The sequence below is a fragment of the Pseudomonas sp. FP818 genome (assembly GCF_030687335.1).
GTDB lineage: Bacteria > Pseudomonadota > Gammaproteobacteria > Pseudomonadales > Pseudomonadaceae > Aquipseudomonas > Aquipseudomonas shahriarae.
This window is the reverse complement of the sequence record NZ_CP117427.1, coordinates 97,609-114,469: the sequence shown is the minus strand read 5'-3', so window position 1 is coordinate 114,469 and position 16,861 is coordinate 97,609. Positions and strand designations below refer to the sequence as shown.

Sequence of the window (16,861 nt, the reverse complement as noted above, 5' to 3'; positions counted from 1 at the left end):
TCTTTATTAGTGAGGCGACGGTACATGCGCAGGAAGATCCCCAGCACCACGGCCCTGGTCAGTTTTGAAGCGGCAGCCCGCCACGAGAGCTTTACCAAGGCCGCGCAGGAGCTATCCATTACCCAGGGCGCAATCTGCCGACAGATCGCCAGCCTCGAGGAGTTTTTGAGTGTCGAACTGTTTCGACGCTCGCGACGTGGCGTAAAGCTCACGGAAGCCGGGCTTTCCTATAGCCGGCGGGTCGCGACGCAACTAGATGCCGTGGAGCGCGACACTCTCTCAGTGATGGGCCAGCAGGGCGCCAATGTCATCGAGCTGGCAGTAGTGCCCACGTTCGGCACGCAGTGGCTGATCCCGCGCCTCAAGGACTTCCAGCAGCAACACCCCGAAGTCACGGTGAACCTGACCAACCGCACCCGCCCATTCCTGTTTGCCGATACGCAATTCGATGCCGCGGTCTATTTCGGCGATGCCGACTGGTCCGGGACCGAATCCCACCGACTGATGGGCGAAAACCCGGTTCCCGTTTGTAGCCCGCGATTGCTGGAGAACCGCTCGCACTTCAGCGCAGAGGAAATCGCCGAACTGCCGCTGCTACAGCAAACCACACGGCCCTACGCCTGGCGCCAGTGGTTCAACGCCCAGCAACTGAATATCCCCCGGGACATGACAGGCCCGCGTTACGAACTATTCTCCATGCTGTCCCAGGCGGCCATGCATGACATGGGCATTGCGCTGATCCCACCGTTCCTTATTCAACGCGAACTGGGCGAGAAGCAATTGGTGATCGCCAACCCGCAGGCGCTGACCAGCAGCAAGGCTTATTACTTGATGATTCCCGAGAGAAAGGTCGAATCCGCGTCGCTGCGCGCCTTTCGAGACTGGCTGGTTGATCAGGCACAACGCTACAGCCACCAGTTCTAGACGCCCGTGATATTTACTGACCTTGTAGTCAGATAATTTATAGCACTACAGATATAAATATATGTCGCCTTTAGACAGACTGTACCGATCAATGCAAAAATGACCTGAAAGCCAATAGCTATCAGCGCTACAGGGGTTATTCACCCCCCCATGACCCGCTATTCATGACGACAATTGCAAAAATTGTCTTTTTTCGCCCGAAGCCTTTAAACACCTGTATTCAAAGAGGTTATTTCGGCACGTTGCGACAATCAGTCACAGGGTGACTTGTAGTTAATTTTTCGTCACCCGTCATAATCCCTTGAAGGCCGTAAAGTTCGCCTGCAAAATGCCGCGCCCTGCTGTCATTTCAGCGGGGTCGTGCTGATCGGCCGCCCCAGTTGCGCCACTCGCGGTGCACTGGCCTTTTTACAAAAATCAAAAGCAAAAAGATCATGCAGGAGATTTGACGTGCACATTGGTGTTCCTCTCGAAACCCAGACCGGTGAAACGCGGGTTGCTGCAACCCCGGAAACCATCAAGAAGCTGATCGGCCAGGGCCATAAGGTCACTGTACAAAGCGGCGCAGGCATCAATGCCAGCGTCGTCGACAGTACCTATGAAGCGGCAGGCGCAACCATTGGCAGTGCCAGCGACGCGTTTGGCGCCGAGCTGATTCTCAAGGTGGTCGCCCCCAGCGACAGCGAACTGACGCTGATTAAAAGCGGCACCGTGTTGGTGGGCATGCTCAATCCGTTCAGCAACGAAACCATCACCCGCCTGGCCGAACATGGCATCACTGCCTTCGCCCTGGAGGCCGCCCCGCGCACCTCCCGTGCGCAGAGCCTGGATGTGCTGTCGTCCCAGGCCAACATTGCCGGCTACAAGGCGGTGTTGCTCGCGGCCCATCACTACCCGCGCTTCATGCCGATGCTGATGACTGCCGCCGGTACGGTGAAAGCCGCCCGTGTGCTGATCCTCGGTGCTGGTGTGGCCGGCCTGCAGGCCATCGCTACGGCGAAACGCCTGGGTGCCGTCATCGAAGCGTCCGACGTCCGTCCGGCCGTGAAGGAACAGATCGAATCCCTCGGCGCCAAGTTCGTCGACGTGCCCTACGAGACCGATGAAGAGCGCGAATGCGCCGTCGGTGTCGGCGGCTACGCACGCCCCATGCCCACCAGTTGGATGCAGCGTCAGGCCCTGGCCGTGCATGAGCGCGCCAAGCAAGCCGACATCGTCATCACCACCGCCCTGATCCCGGGTCGCAAGGCCCCGACGTTGCTGAGCGCCGAAACCGTCGCCCAGATGAAGCCAGGCTCCGTGGTGATCGACCTGGCCGCTGCCCAAGGTGGCAACTGCCCACTGACCGTCGCCGACCAGGTGGTGGTGGAGAACGGCGTGACCATTTGCGGCCCGACCAACCTTGCCGGTGCCGTCGCTGCCGACGCTTCAGCCCTTTATGCGCGCAACCTGCTGGACTTCCTGAAGCTGGTCTTCACCAAGGAAGGGCAGTTTGAAATCAACCTCGAAGACGACATCGTCGCCGCGTGCCTGATGTGCCGCGACGGCCAAGTCATCCGCAAAAACGCCTAAGCAGGGATTCAGACGATGGAAGAGCTTATCTCCCCCGGTATCTACAACCTGATCATCTTCGTGCTGGCGATTTATGTCGGTTACCACGTGGTCTGGAACGTCACCCCCGCGCTGCATACGCCGTTGATGGCCGTGACCAATGCAATCTCGGCGATTGTGATCGTCGGCGCCATGCTCGCCGCCGCACTCACCGTCACGCCACTGGGCAAGACCATGGGCACCCTGGCCGTGGCCCTGGCTGCCGTTAACGTGTTCGGCGGTTTCCTAGTTACCCGTAGGATGCTTGAGATGTTCAAGAAGAAAGCGCCCAAGGCTAAAGAAGAGGTGCAGAAGTAATGAGCATGAACCTCGTCACGACGCTCTACCTGATCGCGTCGATCTGCTTCATCCAGGCCCTCAAAGGCCTGTCGCACCCAACCACGTCCCGACGCGGCAACCTGTTCGGCATGCTGGGCATGGCGCTGGCGGTACTCACCACCGTTGGCCTCATCTATAAGCTCGGTGCAGAACTTGCCACTGCCGGCATCGGCTACGTGATTGTCGGCCTGCTGGTCGGCGGTACCGCCGGCTCGATCATGGCCAAGCGCGTAGAAATGACCAAGATGCCGGAACTGGTCGCCTTCATGCACAGCATGATCGGCCTGGCAGCGGTGTTTATTGCGATCGCCGCAGTGGTCGAGCCGCAATCCCTGGGGATCGTCAAGCAACTGGGCGATGCGATTCCTGCGGGCAACCGCCTGGAGCTGTTCCTCGGTGCCGCTATCGGTGCCATTACCTTCTCCGGTTCGGTGATTGCCTTCGGCAAGCTGTCAGGCAAGTACAAGTTCCGTCTATTCCAGGGCGCACCGGTACAGTTTGGCGGCCAGCATAAATTGAACCTGGTGTTGGGCCTGACCACCCTGGGTCTGGGCCTGGTGTTTATGTTCACCGGCAACCTCAGCGCCTTTGCCCTGATGCTGGCCCTGGCCTTCGTGCTGGGCGTGCTGATCATCATCCCGATTGGCGGCGCGGATATGCCGGTAGTCGTGTCGATGCTCAACAGCTACTCCGGCTGGGCTGCGGCGGGTATCGGCTTCTCGCTGAACAACTCGATGCTGATCATTGCCGGCTCCCTGGTAGGTTCGAGCGGCGCGATCCTCTCGTACATCATGTGCAAGGCGATGAACCGCTCGTTCTTCAACGTGCTGCTCGGCGGTTTCGGCAATACGCCGGATGCGGCAGGGCCGGCCGGTTCGAAAGAGGCGCGCCCGGTGAAGTCCGGTTCGGCTGACGACGCCACCTTCCTGCTGACCAACGCCGACACCGTGATCATCGTCCCAGGCTATGGCCTGGCGGTAGCGCGGGCGCAGCATGCACTTAAAGAACTGACCGAGAAGCTGACCCATCGCGGCGTCACCGTGAAATACGCGATCCACCCGGTCGCCGGGCGCATGCCTGGTCACATGAACGTGCTGCTGGCCGAGGCCGAAGTGCCGTATGACCAGGTGTTCGAGATGGAAGACATCAACTCCGAGTTCGGCCAGGCCGACGTGGTGCTGGTGCTCGGCGCCAACGACGTGGTCAACCCGGCCGCCAAGAACGATCCGAAATCGCCGATCGCCGGCATGCCGATTCTCGAAGCCTTCAAGGCCAAGACGATCATCGTCAACAAGCGCTCGATGGCCAGTGGTTATGCCGGCCTGGATAACGAACTGTTCTACCTGGACAAGACCATGATGGTCTTCGGCGACGCGAAGAAGGTCATTGAAGACATGGTCAAGGCTGTCGAATAAACACTGCTCCAGCGCAATACCCAAAACCCCGGCCTCCCGTAGGCTGGGGTTTTTTATTAACGGGAAAAACCCGACCAAAGGCTCTAAATCGCCACCTGGCATTCGACCATGGTAGCGGGACGAACGCCTTTGAAATCACTAGACTGCCCACCTTGCCTCCGTTGCCCGAGATAACAATCCATGTACCGTGATCGTATTCGCTTGCCTTCGCTGTTGAACAAGGTCATGAGCGCCGCCGATGCTGCCGCCCTGATCGAGGACGGTATGACCGTCGGCATGAGCGGCTTTACCCGCGCCGGTGAAGCCAAGGCTGTGCCCCACGCCCTGGCAGAACGCGCCAAGACCTCGCCCCTGAAAATCACCCTGATGACCGGCGCCAGCCTGGGCAACGACCTGGACAAGCAACTTACCGAAGCCGGCGTGCTGTCGCGCCGCATGCCGTTCCAGGTCGATAGCACGCTGCGCAAGGCGATCAATGCCGGCGAAGTAATGTTTATCGACCAGCATCTGTCGGAAACCGTCGAACAACTGCGTAACAACCAGCTCAAGCTGCCGGACATCGCAGTGATTGAAGCCGTGGCCATCACCGAGCAAGGCCATATCGTGCCCACCACCTCCGTGGGCAACTCGGCCAGTTTCGCGATTTTTGCCAAGCAGGTGATCATCGAGATCAACCTGGCGCACAATCCGAACCTCGAAGGCCTGCACGACATCTATATCCCGACCTACCGCCCGACCCGCACCCCGATCCCGCTGGTCAAGGTGGATGATCGCATCGGCAGCACCGCGATCCCGATCCCGCCAGAGAAGATCGTCGCCATCGTCATCACCAACCAGGCCGATTCCGCCTCCACGGTCACGCCGCCCGACAGCGACACCCAGTGGATCGCCAATCACCTGATCAACTTCCTCAAGCAGGAAGTGGACGCCGGGCGCATGACCAACAAGCTCGGCCCACTGCAGGCCGGTATCGGCAATATCGCCAACGCGGTGATGTGCGGCCTGATCGAATCGCCGTTCGAAGACCTGACTATGTACTCCGAAGTCCTCCAGGACTCGACCTTCGACCTGATTGACGCCGGCAAGCTGAGCTTTGCCTCCGGCAGTTCGATCACCTTGTCAGAGCGGCGCAATGCCGACGTGTTCGGCAACCTGGAGCGCTACAAAGACAAGCTGGTGCTGCGCCCGCAGGAAATCTCCAACCACCCGGAAGTGGTGCGGCGCCTGGGCATAATCGGCATCAACACGGCGCTGGAGTTCGACATCTACGGCAACGTCAACTCCACCCACATCTGCGGCACGCGGATGATGAACGGCATTGGCGGCTCGGGGGATTTCGCCCGCAACGCGCACCTGGCGATCTTTGTTACCAAATCCATTGCCAAGGGCGGGGCGATTTCCAGCGTGGTGCCGATGGTCAGCCATGTCGACCATACCGAGCATGACGTCGATATCCTCGTGACCGAGATCGGCCTGGCTGACCTGCGTGGCCTGGCGCCACGGGAGCGGGCACGGGTGATCATCGATAACTGCGTGCACCCGGACTACCGTGACGCCCTCAATAACTACTTCAACGCCGCCTGCGCCATCGGCGGGCATACCCCGCACATCCTGCGCGAAGCCTTGAGCTGGCACATCAACCTGGAAGAAACCGGGCACATGCTCAAAGGTTGATCAATACAGATCCGGGCGGATGCAAACACAGTTGCATTCGCTCGGAACTGAGCGCGGCATCTTTTAAAAAACTGTACTACTGTACCGGTCATTTCCTACCGAAAAACCCTACACCCCCTCTCCAAAATGCCTAAAACGCACCAAATAAGTGCCGACAGGTACAGTTGCCCCATTTCCGTACAGTACAGCCGCTATAAACAGTTAACTGGCCCCTCACAATACAGGTGAACTGTATCTAGAGAGTCTTGCGCCGGAGGAGGATCATTGGCATCAGTTAAACCACTACCTAATCCCGCCACAAGCGGAAGGATGTCATCATGGAACGTACACTCAGTTCCGAACTGTTCTTCGAAGATAAAGCTGTAAACACCCAGGCTTCCCTGCCTCTGCGCGTTATCGCCAACCTGATGTTGTGGCAGCGCCGCATCTCCAGCCGCCATCAACTGGCTCGTCTGGACTCGCGTCTGCTGGCCGATGCCGGGATCAGCGAAGCTCAACGCTACGAAGAGCTGAGCAAGCCGTTCTGGCGCTGATTTAGCGCCCGCTGGCCCTGACCTAACAGGTCCACAGCCAGCAACCCGAATTGTTGTAGCAGAACCCGCCCCGGGTAACCGGAGGCGGGTTTTGTGGTTTCTGGGAGGCTGAAAAGTCAGTGCTCAGCCTCGCAACAAGTACAGTTTCATTGATTTAAGAATCGACCAGTACAATTTTATAACGATCGTTTTGTACTACCCCAATAGCCTTTCCGGGCAACGACTTCTCACTGCGTACTACCCGAACAGATAGGCGCCCGCTACTATCGCGTCATTAGTTCGTCCCATACACAGGAGTCACCCCATGTCCCGTCTTCGTTTGCTGAGCGCTGCAGCCCTGCTTGCCGTCGCCGCCAATGCCAGCGCCACCAGCCTGATTGTGACCACCGACTCGATTGTGGGCGCGCTTAAAGCCACGTCCGATGCCAGCTCCGATGCCACATCGTCCCTGCGCGACAACAAGGTCGTACGTGCTGCCCGTGACGATGCCGCCAGCTTCGTCGCCAGTGAAGGCGCGATCCGTGGCGTGAAGCTGGAAAGCGCCCTGGCGCAGATCCGCCAACAGGCGCCACAACTCAATGCGGCCACGGATGTGCAACTGGCCCAGGCGATCCTGGCCATCTGAGCCGGAGCTGTTTTGTAGGAGCCGGCAAGCCAGCTCCTACATAGAGGTGCCCGCGCTGGCTCTCGCCCGGGCATTACGCTAGCCTTGGCGCTCGTTTTCAGTTGTCGAGTCCCATGGCTTTTTCATACCGTTTGTTGATTGTTCCCACAGTGCTTGCCGTGTGCGGGGCCGGGCCTGCCCAGGCCTTTGATGTGTCCACGCAAGGCCTCGTCGCCAGTGCCTATGCCACCAGCAAAGTGACCTCGGCGCCGTTCGACCGTAAATTGCTACTGGCCGCCCAGGATGACGCTGCCGCGTTTATTGCCACTGACGGCCAATGGCGAGGCGCCCGGCTGGAAAGTGCCCTGGATTATCTGCGTCGCACCCAACCAAAACTTAAGTCCAGTGACCTTGAACTGGCCCAGGCAATTCTCGTCCAATAATCATCCTTTCTCTTTGGAGTCATTCCATGCGTCGCCCGTTGATCGCTGCTGTTCTCGGCCTGTTCCTGCTGGCCGATATCGCCCAGGCTCAAACCCTCGTGGCTACCAGTAACATCATTGTTCGTGCCTTCGGCCGCACCATTGATTTCACCTCGGACACCACCACCTCCATCCGTGACTCCAAAGTCGTGCGCGAAGCCCACGACGATGCCGCCAGCTTTGTCGCCAGCAATGGCGATATCCGTGGCGCGCAACTGGAAGCCGCCTTCGACACCCTGCGCACCCGCGTGCCAGAAGCCCGCGACGCCAGCGACCAGGTCCTCGCCGAAGCCATCCTCGCATTGTGAGGCGCTTCACCGCCTGGCTATCGGCTGCGACGGTACTGCTGGCAGGCAGCGCCGCCCAGGCCAGCCTGCAACTACGGCTCAAGACCGACGGCTTGAGCCCAGCCCAACAGCAGGCCAGCCAGGCATTGCTTGATGAAGCCATGCAGGCGCTGCCGCCGCGCTTCATCGAGCAACTGGACCGGCGCATCGACGTCGGCTGGACCGACGAGATGCCCGCCAATGCCTATGGCCAGGCGTCACTGGTCTCGGAACTGGACCTCAACCGCAAGCTGCTGGCCAGCCTCACGGACGGCACCGCCGCCACCCAGCAGACTCAGCGCCCCCATGGCACCGTGCGCCGGGAACTGCTCGCCACCGTGCTGCATGAACTGACCCACATCTATGACCGTGCGCGCCTGTGGCCCAAGGACCAGCGCTCGCTGATCCAGCGCTGCAGCCGCCAGAACAACATCACCGGCCTGATTGGCCTGCCCGATCAATGCCGTGGCCAGAATGACCGCCGTTTCACCCTCAGCGACGACCCTCGCTTGCTCGACCTGGCCGGCTGGCCGCAATACGTCGGCCGCCGTGGCGAGCGCGAGCAACACAATCGGCAAGTGGCCCGTAGTCCGGACCTGTACGAAATCACCAACCCCAAGGAGTTCGTCGCGGTCAACATGGAGTACTTCCTCCTCGACCCGAGCTACGCCTGCCGCCGTCCTGCGCTGTATCGCTACTACCAGGCACACTTCGGCTGGGCCCCGCCGGCCAAGGACACCTGCGCCAACACTTTCGCCTTCCTCAATGCCGGTAACGATTTTGCCAAGACGCCCTTGGGCCAGGTCGATCCCGAGCGCGTGTACGCCATCGACTACCTGCTGGCCGAGGCCAACCAGAACCTGGTGAGCCGCTGGGGCCACAGCATGCTGCGCCTGGTGATCTGCGCCCCGGGCCGCCCCCGTGGCCCGGATTGCCGCCTGGACCTGGACCAGCACTTGGTGTTGTCCTACCGCGCATTCGTGGGCGACGTGCAACTATCGAGTTGGGACGGATTGGTAGGCAAGTACCCCTCACGCCTGTTTGTACTGCCCCTGGCCCAGGTGATCGACGAATACACCAAGACCGAACTGCGCGGCCTGGCATCGGTGCCCTTGATCCTCACGCGCCAGGAGATCAACGACACCGTCGAACACGCCGCCGAAATGCACTGGAGCTACGACGGCAATTATTACTTCCTCTCCAACAACTGCGCGGTCGAAGGCCTGAAACTGCTGCGCAGCGGCAGCGCCAACCCGCAACTGACCACCCTGGACAACATCACCCCCAACGGTTTGCTCGAAGTACTCAAGGCCCGTGGGCTGGCCGACACCAGCGTGCTGGATGACCGCCGCGAAGCCTTGCGCCTGGGCTATCACTTCGACTCCTTCCGCGAGCGCTACCAGGCGATGTTCGAGGTGCTGAAGAAACACCTGCCGATCCCGCAGACCCAGGTCGAAGACTGGCTGGCCTTGAGCGCCGAGCAACGCAGGACCTGGTTCGACAAGGCTGACCTGCGCACCAGCGCCGCCTTGCTGCTGCTGGAACAGGCCAGCTTTCGCAAACAGCTGATGCTCGCCCAGGACGAGGTCAAGCAACGCTACCTCGGTGCCCGTGAGCTGAAGAACGGCGGCATGGCCAAGGCCGATGCCACCTTGCAGCAGATCCTCGCCAACAGCGGCTTCCTCAGCCGCCCGGCGGAGCTGCTCGGCAGCGGCGGCTATGGATTGCCCCAACCCAAGGAGTGGCAACGCCTGGAGTCGGAAAGCGCATCGCGCCAGAAACAGCTGCAATCGTTGACCGGCGACCTGGACAAAGAGGTGAGGGCACTGCTGGAGCCTTCGCGGGCTGCAGAGATTGCCGCCTGCGAGGCCAATCTCAAGCAGGTGGGCGAACATCTGCGGGCCTTGCACAAGGCGGCCGGTGGCCTGCAACTGCCTTAAGGTCAACAGCATCGCGGGCAAGCCCGCGATAGCGCCCTTACAGACATCAAAACCAGACCAGTCCCACGAAGCATCTGTTCATCGCCTGTTTACCCAGCGAAAGCTGGCTGAAAGCTTTCGCGATTAGGATCGCCCTCACTACCGGCAATAGACCGGTTGGCCAACCTGAGCTTTTCTACGCCCAGGGGCCCAATTAACAACAACAATGGTGATTCTGATGTCCGCTCCTACCCGCCTGTTTTTCCCGACTCCCCCCGTACGCCTCGCGCTTTTCGTTCTGCGCTGACCCCAACCCGGTTCGCCATTCCCTAGCCGCGCTACGCCTGGAGTATTCCTATGCTGACTTTCCTTGGCTTTGCCATGGTCATCACGTTCATGTTCCTGATCATGACCAAGCGCCTGTCGGCGCTGATCGCCCTGATCATCGTGCCGATCCTGTTCGCGCTGTTCGGTGGCTTTGCGCCAAAGATCGGCCCGATGATGCTCGAAGGCATCACCAAGCTCGCGCCCACCGGCGTGATGCTGATGTTTGCCATCCTCTACTTTGCCTTGATGATCGACTCTGGCCTGTTTGACCCGGCCGTGCGCAAGATCCTCAAGCTGGTCAAGGGCGACCCGCTTAAAGTCGCCGTCGGTACTGCCGTACTGGCACTGGTGGTGTCCCTGGATGGCGACGGTGCCACCACTTACATGATCTGCGTGGCCGCCATGCTGCCGCTGTACAAGCGCATTGGCATGAGCCCGCGGATCATGGCCGGCCTGATCATCCTCGCCGGTGGCGTGATGAACATGACGCCCTGGGGCGGCCCGACCGCCCGCGCCGCCAGTGCGCTGCACGTGGACCCCTCGGATATTTTCGTACCGATGATCCCGGCCATGGCCGCCGGCGTGGTCGCCATTCTGGTAATCGCCTATATGTACGGCCTGCGCGAGCGTGCTCGTCTGGGTGTGCTGCACTTGCAAGGCGATGAAGTCGACCATAGCGAAATCAGCGTCTCGCAGTTCCCCGATGCCCGTCGCCCGAAACTGATCTGGTTCAACGGCGCCCTGACCCTGGCCCTGATGTGCACCCTGATCGCCGGCCTGTTGCCGCTGCCTGTGCTGTTCATGGTGGCCTTCAGTATCGCGATGATCGTCAACTACCCGTGCCTGCAGCAGCAGAAAGACCGCGTTGCCGCCCACTCGGGCAGCGTGCTGGCAGTGGTCGGCCTGATCTTCGCCGCGGGTATCTTCACCGGCATCCTGTCGGGCACTGGCATGGTCGACGCCATGTCCAAGAGCCTGCTGGCGGTCATCCCTGAGGCTCTGGGCCCGTACCTGGCGGTGATCACCGCGCTGGTGAGCATGCCGTTCACCTTCTTCATGTCCAACGATGCGTTCTACTACGGCGTACTGCCGGTATTGGCCGAAGCCGCCAGCCACTACGGAATCACCGCCGCAGAAATGGGCCGTGCCTCAATCGTTGGCCAGCCGGTACACTTGCTCAGCCCGCTGGTGCCCTCGACTTACCTGTTGGTCGCCCTGGCCGGTATCGAATTTGGCGATCACCAACGCTTCACCCTGAAGTGGGCAGTATTGGTATGCCTGTGCATAATGTTCGCTGCATTGTTGTTGGGCACATTCCCGCTGTTCAGCACTCTATAATCGTAACAACCCACTGCGCCGGTCCTACTGCCGGCGCGGTCTAACACTCGCGCAAAGGAACACATATGGAATGGCTGACCAATCCGGAGATCTGGATTGCCTTCTTCACCTTGACGGCTCTCGAGATCGTCCTGGGCATCGATAACATCATCATGATTTCGATCCTGGTCAGCCGTATGCCCAAGCATATGCAGGCGCGCACCCGGATCTTCGGCCTGGCCCTGGCCATGGTCACGCGGATCCTGTTGCTGCTGTCGATCACCTGGGTCATGCAATTGACCGCCGACTTGTTCACCATTGCAGGCCAGGGTATTTCCGGTCGCGACCTGATCCTGTTCTTCGGCGGCCTGTTCCTCCTGTGGAAAAGCTCCCAGGAGATGTACCACGCCCTGGAAGGTGAAGACGAAACCCACGAAGAGCCGAAAGGCAAGGGTGGCAAGTTCATCTACACCATCATCCAGATCGCGATCATCGACATCGTGTTCTCCCTGGATTCGGTGATTACCGCCGTGGGTATGGTTTCCCACGTTCCGGTCATGGTCGCGGCGATCATCGTAGCGGTACTGGTGATGATGCTGGCAGCTGGCACCATCAGTGAGTTCATCGACAAGCACCCGTCGCTGAAAATGCTCGCGCTGTCGTTCCTGTTGATCGTGGGTACCGTGCTGATCGCTGAATCCTTCGACGTCCACGTGCCAAAAGGCTACGTGTACTTCGCCATGGCGTTCTCCCTGGCGGTAGAAGCGGTCAACATCAAGATGCGTAGCGCCATCGCGAAGAAGAAAAAGCAGCAGGATCCAGTGAAACTGCGCAAGGACATTCCGGGCCAGTAAACCTGCGATGACCGAATGAGGGGCCCCATGCGGGCCCCTTTTTTTCGCCTGCAAAAAGCTGATTTCATGACAGTTTTGTTTCAAAGCCGACTTTAGCTATGCGATGCTGGCGCACAGGCCGTTCGCCAACTACAGCTTAAGTACACAACCCAAAACGGCACGCGGCACTTTTTGCTCCACTTCGAGCACGACTCAATACAGGGGGCCGAGCATGCTGACCCTGCTCAATCTTCTTTCTGCGGTAACCCTGCTGATCTGGGGCACGCATATCGTCCGTACTGGCATCCTGCGGGTCTACGGTTCCAACCTGCGCCAAGTCATCGGGCAGAACATGGCCAGGCGCTGGCTGGCGTTCATTGCCGGGATCCTGGTGACCGCCATGGTGCAAAGCAGCAACGCCACGGCGATGCTGGTGACCTCGTTTGTCGGCCAGGGCCTGATGGGCCTGACCCCCGCCCTGGCGACCATGCTCGGTGCCGACGTCGGTACCGCATTGATGGCGCGGGTGCTGACCCTGGATCTGTCGTGGCTGTCGCCGCTGCTGATCTTTCTCGGGGTGATCTTCTTCCTGTCGCGCAAGCAGACACGCGCCGGGCAGATGGGGCGGGTGGGGATCGGCCTGGGCCTGATCATTCTCGCCCTGCAACTGATCGTTGAAGCCGCCGGGCCGATTACCCAGGCCCAAGGCGTCAAAGTGCTGTTCGCCTCGCTGACCGGCGACATTCTGCTCGATGCCCTGGTGGGCGCGCTGTTTGCGATGATTTCCTACTCCAGCCTGGCCGCCGTGCTGCTGACCGCGACCCTGGCCGGCGCCGGGGTGATTGGCCTGCATGTGGCCATCGGCCTGGTGATCGGCGCCAATATCGGCAGCGGCGTGCTGGCCTTCCTCAGCACCAGCATGCAAAACGCCGCCGGCCGCCAAGTGGCCCTGGGCAGCCTGCTGTACAAGCTGATCGGCCTGTTGCTGATCATTCCCGTGCTTGACCCGCTGGTGCAGTGGATGGACACCCTGGACTACAGCGCCCAGGGCATGGTCATCACCTTTCACCTGCTCTACAACGTCACCCGCTGCCTGATCCTGCTGCCGACTATCGGCCCCATGGCACGCCTGTGTGCCTGGCTGCTGCCGGAGCGCCCAGAGGCCAATGGCCTGGCCAAACCCCGCCATCTCGACCCCACGGCGTTGTCCACGCCGAGCCTGGCCCTGGCCAATGCCGCGCGGGAAACCCTGCGCCTAGGCGACCTGATCGACAACATGCTGACCGCCATGCTGGAAGTGCTGCGCGGCAAACAAACCGCGATCACCCAGGAAATGCGCAGCCTCAGCGATGATGTCGAGGCGCTCTACAGCGCGATCAAGCTGTACCTGGCGCAAATGCCTCGGGAGGACCTCAGCGAGCACGACAGCCGGCGCTGGGCCGAAATCATCGAGCTGTCGATCAACCTGAAGCTGGCCGGCGACTTGATCGAGCGCATGCTGCGCAAGGTCCAGCAGCAGAAAACCTCCCAGCGTCGCTCGTTTTCCGAAGTCGGGCTGGAGGAACTGGCCGACCTGCACAGCCAGTTGATCTCCAACCTGCGCCTGGGCCTGTCGGTATTCCTCAGCGCCGACCCGGAAAGCGCCCGCCAATTACTGCGCGAGAAGCGCCGCTTTCGCGCCCAGGAACGGCGCCTGGCCCACGCCCACGTCAGCCGCCTGCAACGCAAGATCGTGCAAAGTATCGAGACCAGCTCCCTGCACCTGGAGCTGATTGCCGACATGAAACGCCTGAACTCGTTGTTTTGCAGCAGTGCTTATGTAGTGTTGGAAACCTCCGAGACCGGCGCGCTGGCAGCGGACAATATTGCCGACATCACCCATTCGCCCTGAACGAACCGCACGCCCGGGGAGTCAGTTAAAAACACCGCCCAACCAATGTGGGAGCGGGCTTGCCCGCGATAGCGGTGTGTCAGCAGAAAAATGCATGCCTGACACACTGGCTGCTCCCAAAGTCATCACCCGCCAGGAACCCCGTTATGCGTCGCCTGTTATTCGCCTGCCTGCTCATAGGCTCGGCCCACGCCTTTGCCTTTGACCGCTTGCAGGTCGAAGGCTATCTGTTGCCCAACGGCCTGCAGTTGCTGCTCAAGCCGGGCACCGAACGTGGGCACGTGGCGATCCGCCTGGTGGTCGGTGTAGGCCTGGACGACTTCAGTTGCGCGGACAAGGAACTGCCGCACCTGCTGGAGCACCTGCTATTCAGCGGCATCAATGGCGGCGGCGAGGGCGAACTGGAAGAACAGATGCAGGCCCTGGGCGGGGAGTGGAACGCCTACACCAGCAATGCCGACACCACCTTCGTCATCGAAGCCCCGGCGCGCAACCAGCGCAAGGTGCTGGACCTGCTGATGGCAATCGTGACCCGTACCGAGCTGAGCGACGCCGCAATCAACGCGGCCAAACAGGTGGTGGAGCGCGAAGACGGCGGCCACTCTTCGCACCTGCAACGCCTGCTGGATCGCCAGGACCTGGGCCACAACGCCAGCAATCAACTGGCGGTGGAACTGGGCCTCAAATGCGCCGAGCGTGCCGAAGTCGAGCACCTGACCCGCGCCCAGTTGGAAAAGGTACGCCAGGACTGGTACGCCCCCAACAACATGACCCTGATCATCGTCGGCGACCTCGACAAACTGCTCCCGGCCTATCTGGAACGCACCTATGGCCAGCTCGAGCCGGTAGACCCCAGTGAACACCGGGCCTTACCGCAAACCCTTGAGGCCGCAGCGACCCAGCGTGACCTGGTCCGTGGCTGGGTCGGCGATGGCGCCAAGCTGCACTGGCTGTTTCCCGAGCCGATACTGGACGACCAGCACGACGCGACCTACGACCTGCTCAAGGACTATCTGGATTGGACGTTGTATCGCCAGTTGCGCCTGCAGCATGGCCTGTCCTACGGCCCGCGGAGCGAGCGCGAAGTGCTGGGCGGCGTGGGGTTCATGAGCCTGAACGCCGACCTGGACCGCGACAACCTGCCTGAAGCCGAACACGTCCTCGAAAACCTCAAGGCCAAGCTGCTTGAGGATGGCCTCGACCGAGTCACCTTTAGCCGCCTGCAACAAGCTGCCATCGACCGCCAGGCATGGGCCGTGCAGGGCAACAGTGGCCTGGCCGACTATTACTGGGGCGCCTTGGCCGACTACGCCGATGGCCGCTTCAGCGACCCGGCCAAGCGCATCAAGGCCGTAAGCCTGGCGCAAACCAACCAGGCTATGCGCCAGTTGCTCAACCAGCCCGGCTACTGGCGCATCGAAAAGCCGTTGCTCAGTTACGACGCCCTGGGCTGGATCGCCGCAGGCGTGCTGGGGCTGATTGCCATTGGGCTGATTGGCGTGCTCCGTTATCGCAAAGCAGTTGCGTAATCGCACGCCACTCAGAGGGCTAAGACGTTATTCTGTCTGGGATTTTTTCCTACAAAGACTGCGAACCGCCGAATGCCAAACCTGACCCATCTCATCCAGCGCATCCTCGAACTGATGAAGCGCTACCCAGGGGTGATCGCACTCGGCGGTTTTATCTCGGGGGTGGGCAGCTTTATCCTGGTGGACCGCCAGCAAGGCATGGCCAGCTGGATCGCGATCATCATGCTGGTGAGCTGGCTGTGGCTGATGCTGGAGAACAGCTTCACCCAGTTGTTCAGCAAGGTCTTCAAGCGGGAAATCCCCGAGCCGCTGCTGCGCTACGCCACGCAAATGATCCACCAGGAAAGCCTGTTTTTTGTCCTGCCATTCTTTTTTGTCACCACCACCTGGAACAGCAGCCAGGCAATCTTCACCGGTTTGCTGGGCGCCGCCGCACTCGTCTCGATCACCGACCCGCTGTACTACAAATGGCTGGCACCCAAGCGCTCGCTGTTTCTGGCGCTGCACACCCTGACCCTATTTGCCGCCTTGCTCACCGCGTTGCCGATCATCCTGCACCTGACCACCGCCGAAAGTTACAAACTGGCCCTGGGCGTAGCGATGGCCTTGTCGATCCCCAGCCTGGCAGTAAGCCTGCCACTGCGCAGCGTCAAGGGGTGGCTGATGCTGCTGGGCGTGACGGCGGCGATCGGTTGCGCGGGCTGGTTCCTGCGCAGTTGGGTGCCGCCGGCGACCCTGTGGATGAGCGAAGTGGCAATCAGCACCCAATTGCAGGACCGTACCCCCGGCGATGACCTCAAGGAAGTCAGCGCCAGCCAACTGCGCAGCAGCGGCCTGTACGCCTACACCGCGATCAACGCACCGCGCGGCCTGGACGAGCGCATCTACCATGTGTGGCAGTTCAACGGCAAAGAGGTCGACCGCATTGCCCTGGACATCCATGGCGGGCGCAAGGAAGGCTATCGGGCCTGGACGCACAAGCAGAACTTCCCGGCGAATGCCGCGGGCCGCTGGCAAGTGCGGGTGCTGACCGAAGATGGCCAGGTGATCGGCGTGTTGCGCTTTAAAGTCACGGACACAGCACCAACGGACACGCCAAAGTAGGATGGATCGTGCTATTACATAGCAATTGTGGAATAGCCAAACAAGCTCGGAGCT

General features: G+C 60.7%; 15 protein-coding genes. All 15 read left to right on the top strand.

The features are described 5' to 3' along the window. Window positions 1-24 precede the first annotated feature (24 nt). The 15 genes from PSH80_RS00550 (at window position 25) to PSH80_RS00480 (ending at window position 16,807) form a co-directional block, all read left to right on the top strand. Window positions 25-924: a LysR family transcriptional regulator gene (locus PSH80_RS00550; RefSeq protein WP_057442148.1), complete on the top strand. Its 900-nt coding sequence runs from the start codon at window positions 25-27 to the stop codon at window positions 922-924. A 450-nt stretch (window positions 925-1,374) separates the two neighbouring features. Continuing rightward, window positions 1,375-2,496, top strand: coding sequence for a Re/Si-specific NAD(P)(+) transhydrogenase subunit alpha (locus PSH80_RS00545; protein ID WP_120731164.1), 1,122 nt, complete (start codon window positions 1,375-1,377; stop codon window positions 2,494-2,496). 15 nt (window positions 2,497-2,511) lie between these two features. Further along, a complete protein-coding gene (locus PSH80_RS00540) occupies window positions 2,512-2,832 on the top strand; it encodes an NAD(P) transhydrogenase subunit alpha (protein WP_003233786.1) in 321 nt (106 codons plus the stop codon). After that, a complete protein-coding gene (locus tag PSH80_RS00535) occupies window positions 2,832-4,268 on the top strand; it encodes an NAD(P)(+) transhydrogenase (Re/Si-specific) subunit beta (RefSeq protein WP_057957922.1) in 1,437 nt (478 codons plus the stop codon). Before PSH80_RS00540 ends, PSH80_RS00535 begins: the two co-directional genes overlap by 1 nt. A gap of 180 nt (window positions 4,269-4,448) precedes the next feature. Next, window positions 4,449-5,942, top strand: coding sequence for an acetyl-CoA hydrolase/transferase family protein (locus tag PSH80_RS00530; protein ID WP_057957921.1), 1,494 nt, complete (start codon window positions 4,449-4,451; stop codon window positions 5,940-5,942). Between the two features lie 317 nt (window positions 5,943-6,259). Beyond that, a complete protein-coding gene (locus PSH80_RS00525; RefSeq protein WP_007911656.1) occupies window positions 6,260-6,475 on the top strand; it encodes a DUF1127 domain-containing protein in 216 nt (71 codons plus the stop codon). Window positions 6,476-6,779: 304 nt separating this feature from the next. After that, the gene (locus tag PSH80_RS00520) at window positions 6,780-7,100 is read left to right on the top strand and encodes a DUF2388 domain-containing protein (RefSeq protein ID WP_057442142.1); all 321 of its coding nucleotides are present in this window, start codon (window positions 6,780-6,782) and stop codon (window positions 7,098-7,100) included. A 113-nt stretch (window positions 7,101-7,213) separates the two neighbouring features. After that, entirely contained in the window at window positions 7,214-7,522 is a 309-nt protein-coding gene (locus tag PSH80_RS00515; protein WP_057442140.1) for a DUF2388 domain-containing protein, read from the top strand. Between the two features lie 26 nt (window positions 7,523-7,548). Further along, window positions 7,549-7,869, top strand: a complete 321-nt coding sequence (locus tag PSH80_RS00510; protein WP_057442137.1) for a DUF2388 domain-containing protein — start codon at window positions 7,549-7,551, stop codon at window positions 7,867-7,869. Then, complete coding sequence (locus PSH80_RS00505) at window positions 7,866-9,827, top strand: DUF4105 domain-containing protein (RefSeq protein WP_120731162.1); 1,962 nt, start codon at window positions 7,866-7,868, stop codon at window positions 9,825-9,827. Before PSH80_RS00510 ends, PSH80_RS00505 begins: the two co-directional genes overlap by 4 nt. Window positions 9,828-10,163: 336 nt before the next feature. Next, window positions 10,164-11,471 carry a CitMHS family transporter gene (locus PSH80_RS00500; RefSeq protein WP_057442133.1) on the top strand — a complete coding sequence of 436 codons (1,308 nt, stop codon included), beginning with the start codon at window positions 10,164-10,166 and terminating at the stop codon, window positions 11,469-11,471. 65 nt (window positions 11,472-11,536) lie between these two features. Further along, on the top strand, window positions 11,537-12,304 hold the full coding sequence (locus tag PSH80_RS00495) for a TerC family protein (protein WP_057442131.1): 768 nt from the start codon (window positions 11,537-11,539) through the stop codon (window positions 12,302-12,304). A gap of 211 nt (window positions 12,305-12,515) precedes the next feature. After that, window positions 12,516-14,174 (top strand): Na/Pi cotransporter family protein, encoded by a 1,659-nt coding sequence (locus tag PSH80_RS00490; RefSeq protein ID WP_057957918.1) that lies wholly within the window; start codon window positions 12,516-12,518, stop codon window positions 14,172-14,174. 146 nt (window positions 14,175-14,320) lie between these two features. Further along, a complete protein-coding gene (locus PSH80_RS00485; RefSeq protein ID WP_057957917.1) occupies window positions 14,321-15,703 on the top strand; it encodes a pitrilysin family protein in 1,383 nt (460 codons plus the stop codon). A gap of 72 nt (window positions 15,704-15,775) precedes the next feature. After that, entirely contained in the window at window positions 15,776-16,807 is a 1,032-nt protein-coding gene (locus PSH80_RS00480) for a DUF5924 family protein (protein ID WP_169989900.1), read from the top strand. Window positions 16,808-16,861 lie beyond the last annotated feature (54 nt).